Genomic DNA, 22,625 nt, shown 5'->3' with positions numbered 1-22,625 from the left:
TTGCTATATAATTTGGCAGAAAAATGCAGGCTAAAAACGGTGCCATTTCTCGAATTATTTCTTGGGAAAGCGCAAAATATGACTTTCTTTTCAATCTTTGTCGAGTTTTAGGAATAGAATTTCCTCTGTGGATCTCTTGTGTAAACACCTTCACATGTATTCGCCTTTGGTTCATAGTAACAATGTTGTTTGTACTGTCCTGACCTAGGTTGATCATACCATGTAGGTGGACATGGTGCGTACGGATTGAAATACCAGAGTGCATACTTGGAAGGATGTTGTCTCCAATAATCCAAAGTTTGCTTTGCCAATCTTTTTTCCACACTTCTTGCCCTGTTATAAAAGACATTTCCTTTCTGTACTGCTTCAAACGAATAATTTCCACCCTGGATTTGGAAGATAACAGACGGTATCGTACGTAGATCTGTAAAATCCAGGCAATTGGATAATAATCGATTAACTATTACATTGCCCACCATCATCATTCCCAACTTACCTTCACCCTCGGCTTCTGCCCTCATCATCCTTGCCATCAATGCAACATCACTGTCTGTATACTTAACCCTTGGCATTTTAATCACCTCTACATAAGTATATTTATTACAGCCCGTCATCATGATAAATGAAAAAGTATGGGAGAAAAGGTTACACGGAATGTTTTTGAAAAAACATTTTTCGCTTATACATTAACTAGAGTAAATAAAATGATTTTCATACATGATAGTGATCTCTTTAGTTAAAGAAAAGAAATTTGTGTTTCTATAATATTATCGTTCCGAACTAATCTACTAGAACAATTAATATACAAAAATAGCATCTTATTTTTAATATTAAAAATTTTCTAAAATTAATCTTTACAGAAGTAGGGATTTTGTTATATAGTGTTACCAATATACAGGATCTTACGAAGGGGTGATAGTGTGAACCAAAGTGTCAACAGTTTACAATCAACATTTTTCACGGAAAAAGTGGTACTGGTTACAGGAGCTGCACATGGAATTGGCAAGGGAATCTGCAAAGCGTTTCTAATGCACGGGGCAACTGTGATTGCTACGGATAAATTGAACAAGGAACTTGCGGAAGTAAAAAGAGAACTTAATGATTTTAATAAAAATGAGAACCGTTTCGATACATATTCTTGTGACATCACAGAAGCCAAAAGTGTGAAAGAGTTGGTGGAGAATACAATTCAAAAATATAAAAAGATTGATATTTTAGTAAATAACGCTGGCGGTGTCTGTGGCCAAATTCATCAGCCAGTTGAAGAAGTAACCCCGGATCAGTGGAGAAAGATAGTTGCTGTCAATTTGGATGCTGTTTTTTATATGACAAAGGAAGTTGTTCCCTATATGAAAAAGCGGCATTATGGCCGGATCATTAATATTTCAAGCGGGGCTGGACGCAGTACAAGTCTCACAGGAATTCAAGCCTATGCAAGTGCTAAGGCGGGGCAGATCGGTTTCACGAGACAAATGGCTCAAGAACTTGGCCCATATGGAATCACTGTCAATAACGTAGCACCAGGATTTGTCATTTCAAATCCTTCTACCAAAAAACAGTGGCAAAGAATGACGGAGGAGGAACAGGCAAATCTAATCAAATCCATCTCAGTGAAGCGACTAGGAGAACCTGAAGATATTGCTCATCCGGTGCTGTTTTTTGCATCAGACTTTGCAAGCTATGTGAGCGGTCAAACCATTTCAGCAGATGGCGGTCAACAACTTTTTTAGGAGGTGTCTAATGGAAATCACAGTGATTGGTGCAGGCGCTATTGGCGGTGTACTAGGAGCCCATCTTATCAAGGCAGGCAATAAAGTAACATTTTGCGAAAAAGATCAGGAACATGTTTATGAAATGAATAGCAGCGGTCTACGAATCGAGGGACCGGATGAAACATTTACAGTAGAATGTGATGCTTATACTCCACAACAACTAGCAAAAGGAAACAACATTCTTGATACAGTTTTCCTTTGTGTTAAAGCACAGCATACAAAAGAAGCACTTGAGCCATTTTTACATCTTATTAAAGAAGAAACCATAGTCGTTTCTTTCCAAAATGGGCTGTGCGAGACTGAAATTGCCAGATTAATAGGAAAAGAAAAAACGATTGGCTGTTTCGTTAATTTTTCGGCGGACTACTTAGCGCCAGGCAGAATTCTTTATGGTGGAGTCGCAGCCCTCTATCTAGGGGAATTAGATGGAAAAATTAGTCAGCGAGTAATGAATTTGCAAAAAATACTTGAGTGTTGGGGGCCCGCCCAGATTACGGAAAATATTTGGGGTTATCTCTGGGGGAAAATGTCCTACGCTGGACTTTTATACGCGACAGCGTTAGTTGATGAAACTATGGCGGCCGTTGTAAGGAAAATGGACCTTAGGGATACATTGATGGAGCTTTGTTCCGAAATACTGGAGGTTGCCGATAAAGAGGGCGTTAAGTCTATCGGTTTTGATGATTGGGTTCCCGAACTTGTCTACCCCAGAGAGAGTCGCAATCAACAAGTTCTTGACAACCAGCTTGAAAAGCTTGCACAAAGAATGGCGTCAAATAAGAAAACAAAAAGTGGAATCTGGAGAGATCTTGCTGTCCGAAAAAGAAGAACAGAAGTTGATTCTCAATTGGTTCCCATTTTAGAAATAGGAGCAAGCCATCAGATACCTATGCCGTTAACGGAATTATTAGTGAAATTCATCAAAGAAATAGAATCTGGTACGCTCCAAATGGATTGGAGTCATTTATACAAACTTAAAGCCTTATATGAAAGTGGAGAAAAATATGCTGTTAAATCATGAAAATCTTTCTGACCATGTAGCAAAAATCATTAGAAAAATGATTCTAAACGGTTCATTAAAACCTGGAGAGAAAGTGAATCAAGCTCAGCTAGCTGAAAGTCTTAATATTTCAAGGGGACCGATAAGAGAGGCATTGAGATCGTTACAAAATGAAGGTTTGATCAAGCATGAAACGAATAAAGGAACGCACGTTACGACGCTTTCGTCTCAGGATGCATATGAGATTTATACGCTTAGGGCATTGCTTGAAGGCAAAGCAGCAGCGCTTGCAATTCCAAATTTAAACGGCAACGATTACAACAAACTGGAAGTTCTGATCGAAGAATTCAAAAATGCGATGGACGAGAAGGACTTGGAAACGGAAGCCAAATGTGACATCGATTTTCACCGCTTAATTGTCAATGCTTCCAAACATACAAGATTGATTCACATGCATCAGCAGCTGGACACACAAGTGGGAGCTATGTTTTTAACTGTTGCAAATACCCTTCCTATGAGAGCTGCTCTTGTAGTAGAAAACCACAAGAAATTACTGGATGCATTAAAGTCAAAGGATACAGTTAGGGTTAGCAGAGAATTTTCTAATCATTATGTCCACGCACTGAATGAACTAAAAGAAGGATATGACCTTCTGACAATATAAAGGTGGTGTCTTCATGTTACTCGAGCTGAAAAACGTGTCTCTTTCTCTTAAAAGAGATGGAAAATACGTGAAAATCCTAGATGAAATTTCTCTTCAAGTAAATAAAGGAGAAACAGTAGGAATTGTAGGGGAGTCAGGATGTGGAAAAAGTATGACGGCATTATCGATCATGCGCCTATTGCCAGAAAAAGCAAAGCTTGAAGGAGGCATCCTTCTTGAAAAAGAAGAAATATCTTCCTATTCTAAAAGGAAACTGGAAAAAATCAGAGGTGATAAAATGGCAATGATTTTCCAAGATCCTTTGACATCCCTGAATCCCCTTCACACAGTAGGCAGGCAGATTGAAGAAACGCTAATTCTTCATACGGATTTGAACAAGGAGCAACGAAAAAAACGTGTTATTGAGCTTTTAAACGAAGTAGGTTTGCCAAGAGCTGATGAAATTGCTTCGGATTATCCTCATCAATTATCTGGTGGAATGAGACAGAGGATCATGATTGCTGTTGCCATGGCATGCAACCCGAGTCTTTTAATCTGCGATGAACCAACGACTGCACTTGATGTAACTGTCCAAGCACAAATTCTTGATCTTATGAACCATCTTAAAGACGTGAACGAGATGGGAATTATTATGATTACCCATGATCTCGGTGTAGTTGCAGAGGTATGTGACCGCGTCATTGTCATGTACGCCGGAAAAATTGTCGAGCAGGCTGAGATAAAAGAGCTTTTTATAAATCCAAAGCACCCCTATACAAAGGGACTTCTTGATTCCATACCAAAACTTGCGATGAAAAAAACAAAACTTGGATCTATCCCGGGTATGGTTCCTTCTCCAGATAAAATGCCCAAAGGATGTCGCTTTTATGAACGTTGCAGCTCAGCAATGGAGATTTGCCGAGAGAAAACTCCTCCAATGAACTTGGTAGGAGAAGAGCATTTAGCAGCTTGCTGGTTATTTGAAGAAAAGGAGGGAGAAGCAAATGCCTCTTCTAGAAATAAAGGACTTGAAGCAACACTTCATCATTAAAAAAGGATTTCTAGGCGAGAAGAAGAAAGTGAAAGCCGTCAATGGAGTAAGCTTTAAAATGGAGCAAGGTGAAACGTTAGGAATTGTTGGTGAATCCGGGTGTGGAAAATCAAGCCTTGGCCGAACAATCCTCCAGTTAATTAAACCCACCTCCGGCGAAATTATTTTTAGCGGAAAAAATATCACCCACCTTCCAAGGAAGGAAATGAAAGCCTTGCGAAAGGATATGCAAATTGTCTTTCAGGATCCCTATGCTTCACTGAATCCAAGAAATACTGTTCGGACAATCCTTGAAACCCCTCTAATTGTTCATGGTGTAGGAAGCAGACTGGAAAGAGCAAAAATAGTCGAAAGCTTGATCGATAAAATAGGGATTCGTAAAGATCAGCTTGACCGATACCCTCACGAATTCTCTGGAGGACAAAGGCAAAGGATTGGAATTGCCCGTGCGCTCACATTGAACCCCAAATTAATTATAGCAGATGAGCCTGTTTCAGCACTTGATGTATCGGTTCAGTCTCAGGTACTGAATCTAATGGTTGATCTGCAGAAAGAATTTAATTTGAGCTACTTGTTTATCTCTCATGACCTTTCCGTTGTACAGCATATATCTGACAGAGTAGCTGTAATGTATTTAGGTAAAATAGTGGAAATCGCTGATGTAGAAGAGCTCTATCGAAATCCGTTACACCCCTATACAAAGGCTTTGCTGACTGCTGTTCCTCTTCCTGATCCAACAAAAAAGCGTGACAGAATTATTTTGCAAGGAGATCTGCCAAGTCCAACTAACCCTCCAACAGGCTGTGCTTTTCATACACGCTGTCCAGTAGCTACTCCTGAATGCAAAGTAGAAACGCCTGAGCTCAGGGAAAAAGTGATGGGACACTGGGCTTCTTGTATCCATGTACATCCTGAGCAGAGTTCCAAATCAAAAGTGAACATTTCTTAATCTTGAAGGAGGAGAGCTAAATGGATGCATTACGTTATACGCTAAAAAGAATTCTGCTCATGATTCCCATTCTAATCGGAATTAGCATGTTAACGTTCTTTATTTCGAATACTATACCCGGAGATCCAGCCCGTTTGGCTGCTGGTCCATATGCAGATGCAAAAGTAATCGAGGAACTACAGGAAAAAATGGGACTGAATGATCCAGTGTATATTCAATATTTCCGTTACATGAAAAGTTTGTTGCAAGGGGATCTTGGGAATTCTAACTATTCACATCAGCCAGTCATGGAAGATATCAAACAGTATTTCCCGGCAACCCTGGAATTAACTTTCTTCTCAATGTTTATCACAATTTTGATTGGTATTCCTTTAGGTGTAATAAGTGCGAGTAAGAAAGATAAAATTGCGGATCAATTTGCCAGAGTATTGGCACTTATTGGGGTAGCGATGCCGGCATTTTGGTTGGGTATCATCCTTCTATTATTCTTTTACTTAAAGCTAGGGGTATTGCCTGGTTCTGGCCGTCTAGATACAGGTCTAGCTCCCCCTGAAACGATTACAGGTATGTACACCATCGATGCCATTCTCACTGGGAATTGGACAGTTTTTACATCAGCGGTAATTCATTTAATCCTACCGGGCATCACACAAGCAGCTGTTACAATCGGGATGATTACAAGAATGACACGGTCTTCCATGTTAGAAGTTTTAAGGAGCGATTATATCAGAACAGCATTTGCAAAAGGAGGATCAGAAAAGCGGGTGCTGTATGGCCACGCATTAAGGAACGGGATGATGCCGATCATGACACTCCTCGGCATGACTTTTGGCCACTCACTCGGAGGGAGTGTCCTTGTTGAATCGGTATTCTCATGGCCCGGACTAGGAAAGTATGCAGTCAATGCCATTACCTATCTAGACTTTCCAGCTGTTATGGCCGTAACGATTCTTATCGCTGTTCTGTTCATTATTGTAAACCTTGTTATCGATATTCTCTATCAAGTTGTCGATCCTCGACTTAATTATGAGTAAAAGGAGGTAGGAAAAGTGAGCAGACGGATTCTGCAAAGTCCTTTAACAATAGTAGGGATTTTTCTAGTAGCACTAATCATTATATTAGCTATATTCGCACCATGGATTGCTCCAAGGGATCCCCTAGAGGTAAATCTTGGGCAAAAATTGCTGCCTCCTAGTTCAGAGCACTGGTTTGGAACAGACGAAGTTGGAAGAGATATTTTAAGCCGGATTATCTTTGGTACAAGAATCTCATTAAAGATAGGATTAATGGTCGTATTAATATCCTTCCCGATTGGGACCATCCTTGGAGCCGTCGCTGGCTATGTTGGTGGTATAGTAGACCAGATCATTATGAGGCTTACGGATATCTTTCTTAGCTTTCCAGGTATCATCCTATCAATGTCTATCGCCGCAGCTCTTGGACCATCGATTGAAAATGTTCTGCTAGCATTGGCTATCACCTGGTGGCCATGGTATACACGGATTGTTCGCTCGTCTGTCCTATCCATTAGGAGCTCAGAGTTTATTGAATCCGCCAAAGCAATTGGAGCAAATCCACTCAGAATTCTTTTTAAAGAGATCATTCCTAATGCTATTGCTCCAGCTAGTATTCAAGCGAGTCTAGATTTAGGTTTCGTTATTCTTGCAGCAGCAGGACTTAGTTTTATCGGTTTGGGAGCGCAGCCTCCGTCTCCTGAATGGGGAGCCATGTTATCCTCAAGCAGAGAAATTTTACGGGATGCCTGGTGGGCAGCTACATTCCCCGGTTTGGCGATTCTGTTGACTGTCTTAGGATTTAACTTATTGGGTGATGGTATGAGAGATTTGTTTGATCCCAAAAACAGGTAAATATATTAAAGGGTAGAAAGGGGGGATTTTTGCTTTTTGAAGCTTAGCAAGTAGAAAGAAAGTTCACTAAAAAAACTGGGGGGAAACTAATGAAGAGGAAAAGTATTTTATTTAAGGTGATGACCATGGCGTTGATCCTATTGCTTGCGTTGACTGGATGTAACAAATATAACCAGGATTCGACAACACCTGCAGGGGGGGGAAACAAAGATCAGAAGAATGAAACGCCAGCAGAACCTCAGGGTTCAGGAAATCCAGAAGTCTTCAATTTCGCCACCAACCAGGATATACCTCACCTTGACCCACATGGCACTGCTGCTAATACCTCATTTCGTGTTACTTATATGCTTTATGATCGGCTTGTAACTTATGATGGTACAGATACAGAAGTAAAACCTCAAATTGCAGAAAAGTGGGATATATCTGATGATGGATTAACGTATACATTTTACCTGAATAAGGAAGCGAAGTTCCACGACGGATCTCCGGTTACGGCTGAGGCTGTTCAATATTCATTTACCCGGGCAATTGATATCGGGAAATCTGCCGCCGGTCAATTTCACAAGGTTATTTCAAAGGATAGCTTTGAGATCGTTGATGACTACACAATCAAAATCACTTTAGATCAACCTTTTGCACCTTTCTTGAAAACGTTGGGGACCGTTTTTGCCAACATCGTGAATCCAAAGCTTGCTGATAACCACGGCAATGATCTTGGCGAAAGTTATCTTGCTGATAAAGAAATGGGTTCTGGTCCATACGTTCTGGAAAGCTGGGATCGCGGCCAAAAGATAGTTTTAAAAGCAAATGAGGATTACTGGGGAGAAGTACCTAAGTTAAAAACCGTCAATATCATGATTGTCAATGAACCTTCAACCGCAAGATTAATGCTGGAAAAAGGAGAAGTCGATTTACTGGACTACACTATGCTTTCTCCTGATGTTATGAAGCAGATGGAAGGGACAGAAGGAATCGATATTATCACACAACCTGGGTACCAGATTGATGATATTGCAATTAACATGGAGAAGAAACCCCTTGATAATGTTAAGGTACGACAGGCATTGGCATACGCAGTAAACTACGATTCTATTAATAATGATATTCTTCTAGGAGCCGGTAAGCGTATCGGCGGAATCATTCCTGAGGGAATGTTCGGTTATAATCCAGATGTAAAACAATATGATTTTGACCTAGATAAAGCGAAAGCTCTTCTCGAAGAAGCTGGACTTGGAAATGGTTTTGAAACGGAAATCTTGATCTCTGAGAATAATGAGGTGCGTAAGAACATTGCAGTCATGATGCAATCAGACCTAAAAAAGATAGGCATAGACCTTAAAATCAAAACATTGGCATGGCCGACTTTCCTAGAAACCGTTACTTCTGGAGGCCATCAATTAGCACTGGCTGCATGGACACCAGATTATGCTGATCCTGATTATAATCTCTGGTATTTTGCTCATTCTTCCAGCAAGGGTCCCGGCTTTAATCTAGCGTTTTATGAAAACAGTAAAGTCGATCAGTTGCTTGAAGAAGGCAGAAAGACTGTTGATGAAGGTAGACGGGAGGAGGTTTATCAGGAAATCCAAGCTATTATGAGTGAAGAAGTACCGTATATCTTCCCTGCACAGCGATTAGTACAGGCTACACAAAGATCATGGGTAAAAGGGTATGAAATCAACCCGATGAATACATGGTATGTACCGTTCCAGAAGATGACGAAGGAATAAATGATCAACCGACCGCAGAACTTCATCATATGTATGTGGTCGGTTTGTTTCATCAAAGTCAGGAGGGAAAAAACAATGTGGAGTTTTGGAAATTTCGATGTTGATAAAGGAAAGAAAATTAAAGGGTACCTGGAGTTTGAGGATATGGAAGAAAAACTTCCTGTCTTTCTCATTAATGGAGAAAGGGAAGGGCCAACCGTGCTTGTGTTAGGTGGTATACATGGATGCGAATATACTTCCATTGACGCTGCATTGGAACTAGCAAGGGAATTGAAACCTAGTGAAATAAACGGGAAATTAGCAGTTATCCCTATAGCCAACCCAGCAGCGTTTTACTCTAGAAGTATTTATGTACACCCTGAAGACCAAAAAAACCTTAATCGGATGTTCCCTGGAAAAATTGATGGAACAGTCTCCGAGAGATTAGCATATTCCCTAAATAAAACTGCGATTCAAGCAGCTGATTATTTGATTGATCTTCATGGTGGAGACATGATTGAAGCGCTTGTTCCCTTTACTATCTTTCAAGTTACTAATGACAAAGTTTTAACAGAGCAATCAAAAAAATTAGCCTCTTTGTTGGGAATTGAATACGTAGTTGGTTCAACCGGTCAGGTTGGTGGATCTACCTACAGTTCAGCGGCAGAGCAAGGAAAAGTTGCCATTATTGCAGAGGCAGGTCAACAAGGCATACTAGATCATGGTAAATCTAAACTTCTTCAAGATGGGGTGAAAAACGCCTTCCGTTCAATAGGCATGATGAATGGAGATGTATTAGTATCTCAATCGAAACAGTTGCGAACCTTTAACTGGTCATTTGCCGATTACTCAGGTTTATGGTATCCAACAGTCGAGATTGGTCAAAAGGTAAAACAAGGAGATTTGATTGGAAAAATCACCAATGAATTTGGGGATACCGTAAAGGAATATCATGCAGGTGCTGGCGGGATCATCCTTTTTCTCGTCACAGCACTGGCGATTAATAAGAATGATCCATTACTGGCGATTGGTAATGAATAATGAAATGGTCTGAACTATCGATTTTAGAAGTGGCTGATTTATACAGGAAAAAAGAATTGTCTCCGGTTGAATTTGTCGGCAGAACTTTTGAAAAGCTTCATGAACTCGAATCTGGACTGAACAGTTTTATTACGGTCTTGGAATCTGAAGCGATGGAAGCAGCGGAAGAAGCTGAGAATGTATTTTTAAGAAATGAAACGAAACATGTTTTATACGGCATTCCGTACAGCGTGAAGGATCTCTATTATACAAAAGGTGTCAAAACGACATGCGGGTCCCGGATTCTGAAAGATTATATTCCTGATACCACTGCCCCATTGGTATCAAAGTTGAACAATTGCGGTGCAGTTCTCATTGGAAAAACAAATATGTTGGAGTTTGCCTATGGAATTGTTCACCCTGATTATGGCCAGACAAACAATCCGTTTGATGTGTCAAAGACTGCAGGAGGATCCAGCGGTGGATCGGCTGCATCGGTGGCCGCCGGGATAGGGTTATTTTCCCTTGGTTCAGATACAGGAGGATCGATAAGGATTCCCGCTTCTTATTGTGGGATCTCAGGGCTTAAACCTACAAAGGGTATGCTATCGCTCGAAGGAATATTTCCTTTATCACCCTCACTCGACCATGCAGGTCCCATGGCAAGAAGTTCCGAAGATATATTGGTGATAATGGATGCACTTGTGCCGGACTTTCTAGCTGCAAAGTTTCCAAACAATCATCAAAAGATCATTGGAATTCTTCCAGCAGAAAAAATATCAGAAGTTACAGCCGAGGTAGCAAGTATTTATAAAGAGGCATTGGAAAAAGTTCAGAAACTGGGATGGACTTTACAGGAAATCGACTTAAAATATTTAGATTTTACAGAAGAGATGGTTATGAATGTGCTTTTACCTGAAGCGGCTATCATTCATGAAAAATGGATCTCCCGGAAAAACGAATATGCTCCTTTAACCTATAAACAGATTGAAGCTGGTATAGTACATCGATCGCTTGATTACTTAAAAGCGAAAAATGAATTAGTGAATGCCAGGGAGGATGTAGATCGAGTATTGAAAGACGTGGATTTTCTGCTCACTCCTACAGTACCTTATCCTGCCCCTGATGAGGACCCCCCCCTTGAGGGAGATAATGAAATGAAATTTACCGGGCTATTCAATGTAACAGGACATCCAGCTATCACGATTAATGCAGGGTTTACTAACAGCAAGCTTCCGGTTGGACTACAGCTTGTCGGCGGATGTTTCGAGGACAAAAAAATGATTGAAGCAGCAATGGAAATAGAGCATATGCTATCCAATCAATGAAAGGAAACTAGATGCATGTCTGCTATTTTAAAGTATCTTAAAGAGCACAATAACCAAATTACTGACACTTTGTTTCGGTTGACAAAGGCCGAGTCGCCTTCCCACACAAAAGCATTGGTGGATGAGTGTGGTAACATCCTCAGAGAGGAATATGAGAGACTGGTAGGCGGTTCCGTTGAAAAAATCGAAAAAGGAGAAGTAGGCAATCAATACAAATTTACGTATGGAACTGGGGACGAAGAAGGTCAAATTCTAGTAATTGGGCACATGGATACGGTTTGGGACGTGGGGGCACTGCCAATAAAACAGGAAGGAGACCTGCTTTATGGTCCAGGTGTCTTTGATATGAAAGGCGGTCTCACGATTACACTTTGGGCATTAAAGGCTTTGAAAGAAACGGGTGCTCAGCTTAGCAGAAAAATCATCTTTCTGGTTACTAGTGACGAGGAAATAGGAAGTATCCATTCGAAGGAAATCATTCTAGCAGAAGCAAAAAAAAGCTCCGTCGTATTTGTTCCGGAATCAAGTATCGGACCGGATGGGGCAGTAAAAACCGAAAGAAAAGGAGCAGCGCAGTTTCTCATGAAAGTGGAAGGGATTTCCGGGCATGCAGGGATCAATGCGTGGGATGGTGCAAGTGCTATAGAAGAACTGGCTCACCAAATACTAGATTTAAAAAAACTAGCAAATCGTGAAGAAGGAATTTCAGTTAATATCGGTGTTGTGAATGGTGGAACTCGAGGAAATGTCATTGCAAAGGAAGCATTTGCAGAAATTGACGTTCGTATTACGAAAAAGGCACAGGTAGAAAAGATTACAGAAGCAATTTTGAATAGGCCAGTTTTTATTAATGGAACAAATGTCGAGGTGCTTGGAGAAATCGATCGATACCCTCTTGAACGGACAGAAGCAGTGATTCAATTATATGAGGAGCTGAAGGGAATTGCTTCAGCCCATGGATACGATTTGGAGGAAGGAGCATCCGGCGGCGCAAGCGACGGGAATTTCACCTCTGGGATTGGCATCCCAACAATCGATGGACTTGGTCCACTTGGGGATGGAGCCCATTCAGAGCAGGAACATGTCGATTTGTCTAATCTTCCATACAGGTCAGCCCTGCTGGCTGAGATTATCCAAAAATATGCTAACAAATAAGAAGGAAGTGCTGATTAATGTACATGATGGATTTAACTTCAGCGAAATATAAAGAGATAAAAAAGTCTGTGGATACAGTATTACTGCCTATTGGGATGATTGAAATGCATGGGCACCATTGTTCGCTTGGAACGGATGTTTGGATACCACGTGAATTTGTTCGGCGCTTGGACGCGAAAATTGGAGATCGAGTAATGATGGCACCTGAAGTTGCTTACGGTCATTCTTGGAGTCTTGCTCCCTTTGAAGGAACAATAGATATTTCTGCAGAAGCTTTTTCACATTATGTCTTCGAAATTGGAAAAGAGTTCCACCGGAATGGATTTGAACAAATAGTTTTGTTCAATGGGCATGGTGGAAACATTCCAAGTTTGGCTATTGTAACAGAAAAACTTGCTGATTTAGGAATGAACGTATTAACTATTAATTGGTGGGTGGATTATCGTGAACAAATCCTTGAAATTACGAAAGGACCTGGTCACGGAGGGGAAGATGAAACTTCCTTAATTCTGGCCATTGATGAAAAACTTGCTGATCCTACACTTGCTGGTAACAACCAAATAAAGATGAATCCGAAAATTAAGTTCGAGAAATCTGGCCTGAAATTATTTAAAGATGGCTATTTAGGCAATGCTGGAGCAGCAACGGCTGAAAAAGGTGAAAGATTATATGAAATGATGCTTGAACTTGTCATATCCGATCTGGAAGATCTATGGAGGGTAGCATATGAATCGCTCTATTAAGGAGGAAAAAAAGATGTTGAGATGGTCAGATGAAGCAGTTGGAGAAAAAATTGTGAATATCGTTGTCAGTTTGAATGAGCAGGCCCAAAAATTATATAGCCAGGAAGTAGCTACAGCTAGTTATAGTGACGTGAAGCCTTCGCTTTTTAGCTTTGATAAGATTGGTGATGAACTGGATGAGGTAGAAAATGCACTACTATCGAAAGAAGGCCATGAAGGAGAATATATGAGAGCGATGACGAATGGATTCCGTTATTTTGCTCGAAGTCTGCAGGGTGATAATGTCCCATATGACGAACTAATTGCCAACATCCAAGAATTGCCGACCACCTTAATAACCAATCAGCAAATAGAGCATGCAAGAGATCTTGTTGAAAAAGGTTTGTCAGATATTGGATATAAAGGAAACTTATTTGAAAAAACAGCGGCCTGGCGTTCCGATACATTGATTGATCCTGAACAGGTGACAACTGTAGCTGAAAAATTTCGTGAAACTAGTAAGCTAGGAACAATGAAGAGAGTGGTTGAACTGCCAGAAGAAGATGGAATCGATTGGATTAAGTCGACCAGGGGAGTTTTTTGGAGCGGATATTCAAAGTATACAGGTAGCTTCCGAGGGAATTTAACTTTTAATATTGACCGGCCATGGACAGAGCCAATTCTAGCACAAATCATGGCACATGAAGGCTATCCTGGACATCAGGCATTCTACTGTCGGTGGGATTACTTATACCAGCAAGGAAGACTACCACTTGAAGCTTCGTATTACCTAATCAACAGTCCAACCAATGCATTGTTTGAAGGTGGACCTGAAACAGCCTTGAGTTTTCTTGGCTGGGATGATGTAAATGAAGAAACTCCTGGTGTGACAGATGAACAAAAACAACAGTATTTGCTTGCAAGGAATTATCTAGATTACCAAAGGATGTTTACAACTAACGCCTGCTATCTGTATAATCTCGGCCAGGTATCCAAGGAAGAAACGATAGATTATTTAATTAACAGAGGTGGCATTACCGAGATTGAAGCAAACAACGCCTTCCGGTTCTTCTCGGATCCTATACAAAAAACTTATTTCCCTTGCTACTATTATGGCCGCTGGATGGTAGGGAATGCCTATAAAGAAACTCCTAAAGAAAAACGAAAAGAGTATTTCACTATTCTCTATGACACACCACATACAACAAAAACTTTTATCAAAGCCATCAGCAAGCTTCACGGGGAAGAATTTAATGCATTTCATACGATGAAACAATAAAAACGGGAGACTTTTTATTAAGCTCCCTTTCTTTGTAATATTTCTAGTCTGTATGAAAGTATTTTATCCGATAACTAAAAAATCGATGAATATATTGGAATTATCCAGAAATGAATTCCTAGAATCGGAATAAAGGGGTGGAATCTTGGATAAGTTGACGGTAGTGGAAAGAGAAATCCTATCTCTTATAGATTCAAATCAATTGATGGATTATAACAAGGAAATTGCCAAAGAAGTAAGGCTGTCAGGATCTGAGGAAGAGCTCCGCGCTTTCAAGTTTGTTCAAAAGACTTTGAAAAGTTTCGGCTTAGAAACGGAACTTTCTTTTCATGAAGCATATATTTCTCTGCCGGGAAAAGCGAGATGCATGATAGGGGATATCGAACTTCCTTGTATTACTCATTCCATGGCTCCGTCCACTGAAGAAGGTGGGTTAAGAGGCGAGCCTGTTTACATTGGTAAGCTTGAGGAACGTAAACTTCCTCAAATTTACAGGAAAATCCCTGTTATTGAAGGGATTGCAAGTCCGGTTGAAATAGGAAAGCTTTATGAAGCGGGTGCTATTGGAGCTATTTTTATTAATGGACCTTACACACATGAGATGATTGTTTCGACTGTTTGGGGAAGTCCAACTACTGAAAACATCTCTCAATTGCCGAAAATTCCTGTCGTTTCTATTAATGATGACAGTGGGGAAATTCTTTTACAACTCATTAAAGAGGGCAAGGACCAGGTGGAACTACAAACCGTGGTTGAAACAAAATGGACAGCAATACCAACATTGACTGCTGAATTGAAAGGCAAAGAAGAGTCTGACCATTTTGTTTTATTTAGTGGACATATTGATTCGTGGCATTATGGAGCAATGGATAATGGCTCAGCAAATGCTACAATGTTAGAAGTGGCAAGAGTGCTTTCAAACTACCAAGAGCAGATGAAACGGTCGCTACGTTTTGCTTTTTGGTCTGGACATTCACATGGAAGATATGCCGGATCACAGGCATACTGCGACCGTCATTGGGAAGAAATTCACGAAAATTGTGTCATGCATTTTTATATTGATTCTGTAGGAGGAAAGGGAGCTACCATTCTAAGCGAAAGCAATTGCATGAGCGAAACGAAGGATATAGCGTCCCATTATGTGAAAGAGATTTCCGGACAGGATTTTATCGGAAGCAGATATGGAAAATATGCAGACCAATCCTTCTGGGGAGCGGGGGTACCTTCATTGTTCATGGGGATGTCAGAGCAACCGCTATCAAATGATCCGAAATCTCAAAAAGTGTTTCAAGTTTTTGCTGGTAAGGAGGCAGGAGGATTTGGCTGGTGGTGGCATACCGTTGAAGACACAATCGATAAAATAGATCCTGAGAATCTAAAACGAGATTGTGAAATTTACACCCTCTCTATTTTTAAAGTATTAACTGATTCTATACTGCCTATTAATCAGCTGGAAGCAGTAAAAGAAATCAAAAAAACAATGAGAGATTATCATGCTGTTGCAGGGGAGAAGATTGATTTTAGTTTATCGCTAGAACGCTTGAACCAACTAGAGGATACTCTTTCCAAAGCATATACCATTTTGTCGTCATCGGATCTGCCGCCTGAAAAACAGAAAGAAATAAATAAGAGAATTATAGCAATCTCTCGCATTTTGGTGCCTCTTAACTATGTTAAATCCGATATTTTCGAACATGATGCAGCTATAGGTACACGACCAATACCAGCACTTTCTCAAATTTACAAAATTACTGACTACGAAAAGGGAACACAGGACTACCATTTACTGCAGACATCGATAATTAGACAGATTGCGAAAGTGAACTATTATCTAAAAAGATCACTCGTTGAGGCTAGAGATTTATTAACTACAGTATCAAAATCGAATAGGCTATAATAATCAACCTCCAAATAAAACCACCTGCCAGGCGATTATGCACCTGGCAGGTGATTTATTTTTGAACTCCGATGAAAGGTAAACTGGTTTTTTCCAGCTTTTTTAGAAGCATACAGTGCTTTGTCTGCATAACTAATGACAGTAAAGGGATCAAGATCGTGCTCTGGCCAAATTGCGCATCCGATACTGCATCCAACCGTAAGCCGTTCATCCATGATGTGATAAGGTTGGTTTATGTTATGGATGAGTTCGTTCGCAATATTTGCAAGACCAGATTCTCCTGACTCTGATGGTGTATCGAGTATTACAAGGAACTCATCGCCGCCGAGCCTGTAAATCTTATCCGTCTTACCTGTACTTTCTTTCAGTCTATTCGCTACTTCCTGAAGCAATAAATCCCCAGCATGATGTCCATGCGTATCATTGATGTTCTTAAAACCGTCCAGATCCAAGTACATAAAAGACAGAGACTGATTCGTCAATTTTGCTATTTTCATAAAATGATCAAATGCTACACGGTTACCTAATCCGGTTAATTGATCCTGATTGGCGAGGGTTTCCATTTTTCCTAAATTGGACTCGGTCTGGAGCAAAGAGTCTACGAGATCCCGAATAGAACCGGATAGAAGTTCAAGGTCTTTTATTCCTTTTATATAAGGAATGACTGCTTCATTCCCCGTTCTCAGGCTATGGGCTGCTTTTGAAATTTTCTTTAAAGGATTGGTAACGTAACCGGCAAGAAACCAGCCGAAGATTGCAAAGATGACAGCAGAAATCGTGCCTATTATGATAATGTAGGATTTCAGATGATCAACAGGCGAAAACGCATGCTCTGTAGGGATGCGGACAATTACTTTCCAGCCGAGACCAGTATAATCATAATTTCCATCCCCGACGGCAAATCCAGTCAGATATTCTTTACCATCTGGCCATTTTTCCACAAGCCAGCTGTTAGCTCCCTTTTTTGCACGATCAACGCTTTGGATCTCAAGAACTTTTCCCAACATTTCGTCTGGTCCCAACAGAATGGTATCGTCCAAACCGCTCACCACAAACACTTCCGCTCCACTTAGTTCATCTTTTAAAGGTTGGACAACCGCATCCTTTACTTGCTCTAACCATTCCCAGCTTAAATGCGCTGCCAGCACTCCGGTAATATTTCCATTTTTATCAGTCAAAGGCCTGCTGATATCGACGAATTGCAAAGGTTCTTCAGAGGTGCTTGACAGCAGGTTCGTAAGGAGGAAGGCATCATGGACATCCCCCGTATATGTTCCTTTTCTTCCTTCTTGATAAACTGGTCGATTTGATATGTCAGTGCCAACCAGGATTTGGTCTGACGCTGCAACCACCTTACCGGCTGAGTCAGTCATTCCAATCCAGGAAAATACGTGTATGCTTGATTTTAGTTGATCCATTAATGCTTGAGCTGTTTGGAGATCCTCCTGTGATCTAATATCATCTATTTGGCTTAAGACTTCAACCTCTCCAATGCGTGACCACATGAATGAATCAAGCTTATCTGCCATAAGAAAGGCAGTAGTAGACAGACTATTCCCAATTTCTCTTTTGATTGTTTCCCCCGAATGTCTGCTGATCGCTATGCTCAACAGCATGGTAAGCGCAATAATGATGACACCAAAAAATAGAGCCATATAGGCTCGAAGATTGATTTTCATATAAAAATTCCTTTCGTGCACATGCAAAAAATCTCTACTTGTTTATTTCGACATATTTTGCAGATTCTTTAGTAGAGTGTTATGTAAATTTTTAAACGAGTCCCCAGATGGATGGTCATGCCAATTCGGGCATATGGGCTTGTTTTTCCGGTTCTGGGACGAACGAGAGTATGATCATGCCAATGACAAAGAGAATGACGAGGCTGAAAACACCAATGCTTGAATTTCCTGTAAGCTGTGCTGTCAGACCAACCATAAGCGGTCCCATAATCGAAGCGAACTTCCCAAAGATATTATAGAAACCAAAAAATTCATTTGCATTTGCTTTCGGGACCAATTTTGCAAAATAGGAACGGCTTAGTGCTTGGATGCCACCCTGTGAAGTCGCGACAAGCATTGCTAGAATCCAGAAATCAGTCGTGGTTTCAAGGAAGTAGGCGTAAATACAGACAAAAATATAAACGATGATTCCAACATAAAGCATTTTTTTCCCAGTAAACCGTTCGGATAATTTACCAAACAAAATTGCAAACGGCCAGGCAACAACTTGCGTAACGAAAAGGATGATTAATAGGTTGGTAGAACTGATTCCTAGATCCGTTCCATAGGCTGTTGACATCGTAATAATTGTTCCCACACCGTCAATATAAAAGAAATAAGCTAATAAAAATAGAAATAATGCCTTATATTGGCGAATTTCCTTGAAAGTTTTCCCTAAACGTCTAAAGCTTTGCAGAACCAACTGGGGTTCACGCTCGATATAATGCTTCTGCTGGACATTTTTAAACAAAGGAATCGAGAAAAGCCCCCACCATAACGCAGTGATAAGAAAAGACGTCTGGCTTGCCAAGGTCATCGAAACCGGCAATACCTTTGTCTGAGCGAGAATAATGATCGCGATGCTGATGATAAACGGGATCGTACTTCCGATGTAGCCCATTCCATACCCGCGTGCAGACACTCGATTCATCCTTTCATCGGTCGTAACGTCCACGATGAACGCATCGTAAAACACATTGGACCCGGTCGAACCAAGTACTGCTAATGTATAAATCACCAGAAGCATGAGCCAGTTTTCGTTTGGCACAAAAGCTAGTCCAGCAGTAAATACAAGTCCCAATGTGAAGAAAATAGTGAAGAATCGTTTCTTCATTCCTTGGTAATCTGCGATCGTTCCGAGAATCGGTCCAATCAAGGCGAGAATGAAGGTGGCGATGGCAATCGTATATCCAAGATAAGCTGTTGAATTCGACAGGCTAACACCTGCTTCGGTTGCAGAAGCCTTGTAAAACAGTGGGAAAACAGCTGTAGAAATGATGATCGAATAAGCCGAACTAGCCCAGTCATAGCGGATCCAACTGCTTTCTTCCTTCGAAAAACTTTTCATCTTTTTGCCCCCAATACCTTTATATTTTTGAATTGCACGTCCCACTTGAATTCGCCTTTAAATCTGGAATTACCTCTATTTTCATTTTTTACAGATCCAAAAGGTCTTCGATAACCCGGCCGTCTGTATCGCCAAGGTCCAGTCCAAGCAAACGCGCAAAGGTAGGACCTTCGTCCACAAGATGCATGGAACGGACGGAAATTCCGGGGCGAATTCCTTTTCCTGCTGCAAAGAAAACGGTGTGATAATCAGCTTTTTCAGGGGAATAGCCATGACAGGCAAGCGTATATTTTTTGCTCAGGGCATCCTGTTCGCTGACATCTTCTATGTAAGCACCGTCGAGGGCCTCGCTAAAATAGAAGCCTCGGGCCGCTTCAAGCATTTTAAAGACGGTACCATCTGCACCCATCCTATTTGCTTCCTGGCCGGTGATAATTTTTTCGATTCCGTTGGATTGGTCTAGAAGTAGCTTAGACAGCAGTTCTGTTACCGTCTTTTTAGTGTCAATATCGTTCTCCTTATTTACGTAAATATACGCTGATCCGTCACAGCTTTTGCAGTATGCTTTCCATTCTGTCACTTTGCCGGCACCATTAACGTGGATTAGTCCCAGTTCCTTTAATAAAACGTTCAATTTCACGACTTTAGACTCATCAAGGGCACTGTGATCACCGAGTAGAACAAAGGTAGTGTTTTCAAAAATACCGGCTTCCTTGGTGGCATCAAGGATTTTACCCAATCTTTGGTCATGACGGTACAGTGCGTCCTGTGCTTCTTTTGATGAAAAGCCGTGCATATGTCGTTGAGAATCCAGGTCGACAAAGTGGACCAGCATCAGATCAGGCTTCTTCCTTTTAATTGTTTCCACTGTGGCTGCCAGTACAAAATCATCTAACTCTGGCTGACTGAGTCCTTTTCGAATGTGGCCAAATTTAGAATTCATCTCTAGTTGATACAGGGGACTTCCGTTGAATAGAGAAACAGGAATCTGGTGATGCCAACGCCTATTCGCAAAAATTTCGGGCATATTGTAGTCGATGTCGGCTTTTGCCGTGACAGGCCAGAGCAGGGCAGCTGTTTTCATACCTGCCTTTTTCGCCTCATCATAAAGGGTTGTCCCTCTAATATGGCGACGATGCCAATACCAGTCCGGCGAAATTCTCCCCGGCTGGATGAATGTATTGTTCACGATGCCATGACGATTAGGGAAGTTCCCCGTCACAATTGTCGCATGACACGGATAAGTCACAGAAGGATATATTGTTTCTACTTTTGTACAATAGGAACTTTTTTCAATGAATGCTTTGAAATTAGGCAGCTCCCTGAGCAACGGGACATCATGCTCAGAAAGGCAGTCGAATGAAATAACAATTAAATGGTCTGTCAGTTTTGTCATGGAGACCTCCGAATGATGGATATATTCTTAATATATCATCATATAGAAAATGCTGCAGTTCTTTTTAGAACATCCACACAAGGCAGACAGATTAACCAAGACAGCGTGGTCGGCAGCTGCATATCGGAAAAAGACCGAGCGGGTAGTATTATTATAAAAAGTGGTGATCCTTTTGGATTCTCCACTTTTTATAATATGGTATAGAAAGTGATGTTATGTTATTTTGACAGGTTTGGGGAAGTTGAGCGAAAAGTTGTCAAGAAAACCATGTTATTTTGACAGATTCGGCGGGAGCAGGGGCAAAGCTGTCAAATGAAAACCACCAATTCACATTGGTGGTTTTCATTTGTTACCGTTTCTTCTTTTTACCAGGATCCGTAGCTAAGACTGGTTTCGTTTTCGATTCAAGTGCTAGCTGTACATGGAATGTTTTCTCGTCAATTGCCACTACTTTGGTAACTTTCCCTTTCCATCCCTTGATTTTCACATCATCCCCAACAGTCGGAATCTGTTGGCGGAGCTGATTGAGAAGCTCCTTTCTATTTTCAAAAAAATGGACAACATACATAGCAAATCACCTGTTTTCTATAAATTCCTATCACTAATTTATGGACGGGTTGCTAGGTTTAGAACAGATTGGTAGTACGAATTTTAATAGGTGGCAGAAAGTTTTCTGAAACAGTTATAAAAGGAAAAATGAGTGATTTGTCGAATAATACTTTGTTAGGAATTGACGAGGAGGAGTATGAATGTTTTTATACAAAATAGATGACGAATTATCATTAAAGCAGGCAGAATTGAATGACGCAGAACGACTTTTTGAATTAACCGAGAGTGGCCGGGAATATTTAAAAATGTGGCTGCCATGGCTTGATTTTACAGTGACTGTTGATGATACAAGGGAGTTCATCAAGGGCTCGATGTTAGGTTATGCCGAAAACAGAAGCTTAACGACAGTGATTATATATAAAAGCGAAATTGTGGGTACTGCTGGATTTAATAACATCAATTGGTCAAACAAAACAGCGTACATTGGCTATTGGCTAGGGCATGACTATCAGGGAAAAGGAATCATGACCAGAGTGGCTAAGGGATTGACTGACTACGCTTTCCAACTTCTAAAGTTGAATAAAGTAGAAATCAGGGCAGCGGAGGAAAATAAAAAGAGTAGGAGTATTCCCGAACGGTTAGGATTTGTGAAGGAAGGAAGAATCAGGCAGGCAGAATGGTTGTACGATCATTATGTAGATCTCATCGTATACGGTGTTTTAGCTGACGAGTGGGATAAACATCAATAAAATAGAAAAAAAAACATTTTAAAAAATCCGGTCTGGTCAATTTTCCGCCAAGTTGGTTATAAAACAGTTTTTAAGTAACCATAATATTATTATGTAAACTTCTGCACACAAAAAAACCTCAGAGAAACCATACTCTGAGGTTTTTAGTGTTGTTAAAATTGAAAAAGCCAAGAGTCATTTATTTAAGGCAGCAAAAAGATATCATGAAAAGGCGGACTGTCGAGTTTTGACTGTTTTAAATATCCTTCCTCTACTAAAGCATCCAACCCTTTTTGGATTTCCTCTGGTTTGACTCCAAATAGATCTGCAACCTTTACGGTTGAGATGGTCATATACTTTGGTTTTTTGGCTGATGACTGAATCATTGTTTGAACACGTTGCAGCAATTGGTTGGTATCCATGAAATCACCTCATTTTTTTAAAATATTGTCTGATGCTAAATAATTTTCCCTGTAATGTAAATATTATTTAG

Annotated in this window: 22 protein-coding genes; 16 read left to right on the top strand and 6 right to left on the bottom strand. The window is 40.6% G+C overall.

Translation table 11 applies throughout. The features are described 5' to 3' along the window. Positions 1-107: 107 nt before the first annotated feature. Complete coding sequence (locus J2S25_RS07240) at positions 108-572, bottom strand: cell wall hydrolase (RefSeq protein ID WP_307191573.1); 465 nt, start codon at positions 570-572, stop codon at positions 108-110. A gap of 348 nt (positions 573-920) precedes the next feature. Here J2S25_RS07240 and J2S25_RS07235 point away from each other — a divergent pair, with 348 nt between their 5' ends. The 14 genes from J2S25_RS07235 (at position 921) to J2S25_RS07170 (ending at position 16,393) form a co-directional block, all read left to right on the top strand. Continuing rightward, positions 921-1,730 carry an SDR family NAD(P)-dependent oxidoreductase gene (locus J2S25_RS07235; RefSeq protein ID WP_307191572.1) on the top strand — a complete coding sequence of 270 codons (810 nt, stop codon included), beginning with the start codon at positions 921-923 and terminating at the stop codon, positions 1,728-1,730. 10 nt (positions 1,731-1,740) lie between these two features. Next, entirely contained in the window at positions 1,741-2,793 is a 1,053-nt protein-coding gene (locus tag J2S25_RS07230; RefSeq protein WP_307191571.1) for a ketopantoate reductase family protein, read from the top strand. Beyond that, positions 2,777-3,436, top strand: coding sequence for a GntR family transcriptional regulator (locus J2S25_RS07225; protein WP_044392165.1), 660 nt, complete (start codon positions 2,777-2,779; stop codon positions 3,434-3,436). Before J2S25_RS07230 ends, J2S25_RS07225 begins: the two co-directional genes overlap by 17 nt. A gap of 13 nt (positions 3,437-3,449) precedes the next feature. Then, on the top strand, positions 3,450-4,466 hold the full coding sequence (locus J2S25_RS07220; protein WP_044392167.1) for an ABC transporter ATP-binding protein: 1,017 nt from the start codon (positions 3,450-3,452) through the stop codon (positions 4,464-4,466). Beyond that, a complete protein-coding gene (locus J2S25_RS07215; RefSeq protein WP_044392169.1) occupies positions 4,420-5,415 on the top strand; it encodes an ABC transporter ATP-binding protein in 996 nt (331 codons plus the stop codon). Before J2S25_RS07220 ends, J2S25_RS07215 begins: the two co-directional genes overlap by 47 nt. 20 nt (positions 5,416-5,435) lie before the next feature. Further along, entirely contained in the window at positions 5,436-6,449 is a 1,014-nt protein-coding gene (locus J2S25_RS07210) for an ABC transporter permease (protein WP_307191570.1), read from the top strand. A 15-nt stretch (positions 6,450-6,464) separates the two neighbouring features. After that, positions 6,465-7,283, top strand: a complete 819-nt coding sequence (gene nikC, locus J2S25_RS07205) for a nickel transporter permease (RefSeq protein WP_044392173.1) — start codon at positions 6,465-6,467, stop codon at positions 7,281-7,283. Positions 7,284-7,372: 89 nt separating this feature from the next. Further along, positions 7,373-9,013: an ABC transporter substrate-binding protein gene (locus J2S25_RS07200; protein WP_307191569.1), complete on the top strand. Its 1,641-nt coding sequence runs from the start codon at positions 7,373-7,375 to the stop codon at positions 9,011-9,013. A gap of 144 nt (positions 9,014-9,157) precedes the next feature. Continuing rightward, positions 9,158-10,033 (top strand): M14 family metallopeptidase, encoded by an 876-nt coding sequence (locus tag J2S25_RS07195; RefSeq protein ID WP_044392235.1) that lies wholly within the window; start codon positions 9,158-9,160, stop codon positions 10,031-10,033. Further along, positions 10,033-11,340 (top strand): amidase, encoded by a 1,308-nt coding sequence (locus J2S25_RS07190; RefSeq protein WP_052806975.1) that lies wholly within the window; start codon positions 10,033-10,035, stop codon positions 11,338-11,340. The genes J2S25_RS07195 and J2S25_RS07190 overlap by 1 nt, the downstream gene beginning before the upstream one ends. 15 nt (positions 11,341-11,355) lie before the next feature. Further along, positions 11,356-12,495 (top strand): M20 family metallopeptidase, encoded by a 1,140-nt coding sequence (locus tag J2S25_RS07185; protein WP_044392175.1) that lies wholly within the window; start codon positions 11,356-11,358, stop codon positions 12,493-12,495. 17 nt (positions 12,496-12,512) lie between these two features. Further along, positions 12,513-13,238, top strand: a complete 726-nt coding sequence (locus J2S25_RS07180) for a creatininase family protein (protein ID WP_307191568.1) — start codon at positions 12,513-12,515, stop codon at positions 13,236-13,238. A gap of 13 nt (positions 13,239-13,251) precedes the next feature. Beyond that, the gene (locus tag J2S25_RS07175) at positions 13,252-14,496 is read left to right on the top strand and encodes a hypothetical protein (protein WP_307191567.1); all 1,245 of its coding nucleotides are present in this window, start codon (positions 13,252-13,254) and stop codon (positions 14,494-14,496) included. Positions 14,497-14,641: 145 nt separating this feature from the next. Further along, on the top strand, positions 14,642-16,393 hold the full coding sequence (locus J2S25_RS07170; RefSeq protein WP_241768439.1) for a M28 family peptidase: 1,752 nt from the start codon (positions 14,642-14,644) through the stop codon (positions 16,391-16,393). A 35-nt stretch (positions 16,394-16,428) separates the two neighbouring features. Here J2S25_RS07170 and J2S25_RS07165 read toward each other — a convergent pair whose 3' ends face one another. From J2S25_RS07165 to J2S25_RS07155, 3 genes are all read right to left on the bottom strand, one after another. Then, positions 16,429-18,072, bottom strand: a complete 1,644-nt coding sequence (locus J2S25_RS07165) for a diguanylate cyclase domain-containing protein (RefSeq protein ID WP_307191566.1) — start codon at positions 18,070-18,072, stop codon at positions 16,429-16,431. Positions 18,073-18,187: 115 nt separating this feature from the next. Further along, positions 18,188-19,459: an MFS transporter gene (locus J2S25_RS07160; RefSeq protein ID WP_307191565.1), complete on the bottom strand. Its 1,272-nt coding sequence runs from the start codon at positions 19,457-19,459 to the stop codon at positions 18,188-18,190. 88 nt (positions 19,460-19,547) lie between these two features. Next, positions 19,548-20,855 carry an alkaline phosphatase family protein gene (locus tag J2S25_RS07155; protein ID WP_044392187.1) on the bottom strand — a complete coding sequence of 436 codons (1,308 nt, stop codon included), beginning with the start codon at positions 20,853-20,855 and terminating at the stop codon, positions 19,548-19,550. Positions 20,856-20,867: 12 nt separating this feature from the next. On the opposite strand from J2S25_RS07155, the gene J2S25_RS07150 reads away from it, so the two are divergent. Beyond that, positions 20,868-21,059: a hypothetical protein gene (locus J2S25_RS07150; RefSeq protein WP_044392189.1), complete on the top strand. Its 192-nt coding sequence runs from the start codon at positions 20,868-20,870 to the stop codon at positions 21,057-21,059. A gap of 145 nt (positions 21,060-21,204) precedes the next feature. On the opposite strand, the gene J2S25_RS07145 is transcribed toward J2S25_RS07150, so the two are convergent. Continuing rightward, entirely contained in the window at positions 21,205-21,423 is a 219-nt protein-coding gene (locus J2S25_RS07145; protein ID WP_044392191.1) for a hypothetical protein, read from the bottom strand. 181 nt (positions 21,424-21,604) lie between these two features. On the opposite strand from J2S25_RS07145, the gene J2S25_RS07140 reads away from it, so the two are divergent. Continuing rightward, positions 21,605-22,153 (top strand): GNAT family N-acetyltransferase, encoded by a 549-nt coding sequence (locus tag J2S25_RS07140; protein ID WP_044392193.1) that lies wholly within the window; start codon positions 21,605-21,607, stop codon positions 22,151-22,153. A gap of 182 nt (positions 22,154-22,335) precedes the next feature. Here the strand turns inward: J2S25_RS07140 and J2S25_RS07135 are convergent, their stop codons facing one another. Continuing rightward, positions 22,336-22,554, bottom strand: a complete 219-nt coding sequence (locus J2S25_RS07135) for a hypothetical protein (protein WP_044392195.1) — start codon at positions 22,552-22,554, stop codon at positions 22,336-22,338. Positions 22,555-22,625 lie beyond the last annotated feature (71 nt).

It is taken from the genome of Mesobacillus stamsii, assembly GCF_030814065.1.
Lineage (GTDB): Bacteria > Bacillota > Bacilli > Bacillales > Cytobacillaceae > Mesobacillus > Mesobacillus stamsii.
Note: the sequence above shows the minus strand (reverse complement) of the source record. Positions and strands in the feature narration are given on the sequence as shown.

Coding starts and splice junctions, on each gene's coding strand:
- J2S25_RS07240 (WP_307191573.1), bottom strand. CDS start 572: ATGCCAAGGGTTAAGTATACAGACAGTGATGTTGCATTGATGGCAAGG.
- J2S25_RS07230 (WP_307191571.1), top strand. CDS start 1,741: ATGGAAATCACAGTGATTGGTGCAGGCGCTATTGGCGGTGTACTAGGA.
- J2S25_RS07225 (WP_044392165.1), top strand. CDS start 2,777: ATGCTGTTAAATCATGAAAATCTTTCTGACCATGTAGCAAAAATCATT.
- J2S25_RS07220 (WP_044392167.1), top strand. CDS start 3,450: ATGTTACTCGAGCTGAAAAACGTGTCTCTTTCTCTTAAAAGAGATGGA.
- J2S25_RS07215 (WP_044392169.1), top strand. CDS start 4,420: ATGCCTCTTCTAGAAATAAAGGACTTGAAGCAACACTTCATCATTAAA.
- J2S25_RS07210 (WP_307191570.1), top strand. CDS start 5,436: ATGGATGCATTACGTTATACGCTAAAAAGAATTCTGCTCATGATTCCC.
- J2S25_RS07200 (WP_307191569.1), top strand. CDS start 7,373: ATGAAGAGGAAAAGTATTTTATTTAAGGTGATGACCATGGCGTTGATC.
- J2S25_RS07195 (WP_044392235.1), top strand. CDS start 9,158: ATGGAAGAAAAACTTCCTGTCTTTCTCATTAATGGAGAAAGGGAAGGG.
- J2S25_RS07190 (WP_052806975.1), top strand. CDS start 10,033: ATGAAATGGTCTGAACTATCGATTTTAGAAGTGGCTGATTTATACAGG.
- J2S25_RS07185 (WP_044392175.1), top strand. CDS start 11,356: ATGTCTGCTATTTTAAAGTATCTTAAAGAGCACAATAACCAAATTACT.
- J2S25_RS07180 (WP_307191568.1), top strand. CDS start 12,513: ATGTACATGATGGATTTAACTTCAGCGAAATATAAAGAGATAAAAAAG.
- J2S25_RS07175 (WP_307191567.1), top strand. CDS start 13,252: ATGTTGAGATGGTCAGATGAAGCAGTTGGAGAAAAAATTGTGAATATC.
- J2S25_RS07165 (WP_307191566.1), bottom strand. CDS start 18,072: ATGAAAATCAATCTTCGAGCCTATATGGCTCTATTTTTTGGTGTCATC.
- J2S25_RS07160 (WP_307191565.1), bottom strand. CDS start 19,459: ATGAAAAGTTTTTCGAAGGAAGAAAGCAGTTGGATCCGCTATGACTGG.
- J2S25_RS07155 (WP_044392187.1), bottom strand. CDS start 20,855: ATGACAAAACTGACAGACCATTTAATTGTTATTTCATTCGACTGCCTT.
- J2S25_RS07150 (WP_044392189.1), top strand. CDS start 20,868: ATGATGGATATATTCTTAATATATCATCATATAGAAAATGCTGCAGTT.
- J2S25_RS07145 (WP_044392191.1), bottom strand. CDS start 21,423: ATGTATGTTGTCCATTTTTTTGAAAATAGAAAGGAGCTTCTCAATCAG.
- J2S25_RS07140 (WP_044392193.1), top strand. CDS start 21,605: ATGTTTTTATACAAAATAGATGACGAATTATCATTAAAGCAGGCAGAA.
- J2S25_RS07135 (WP_044392195.1), bottom strand. CDS start 22,554: ATGGATACCAACCAATTGCTGCAACGTGTTCAAACAATGATTCAGTCA.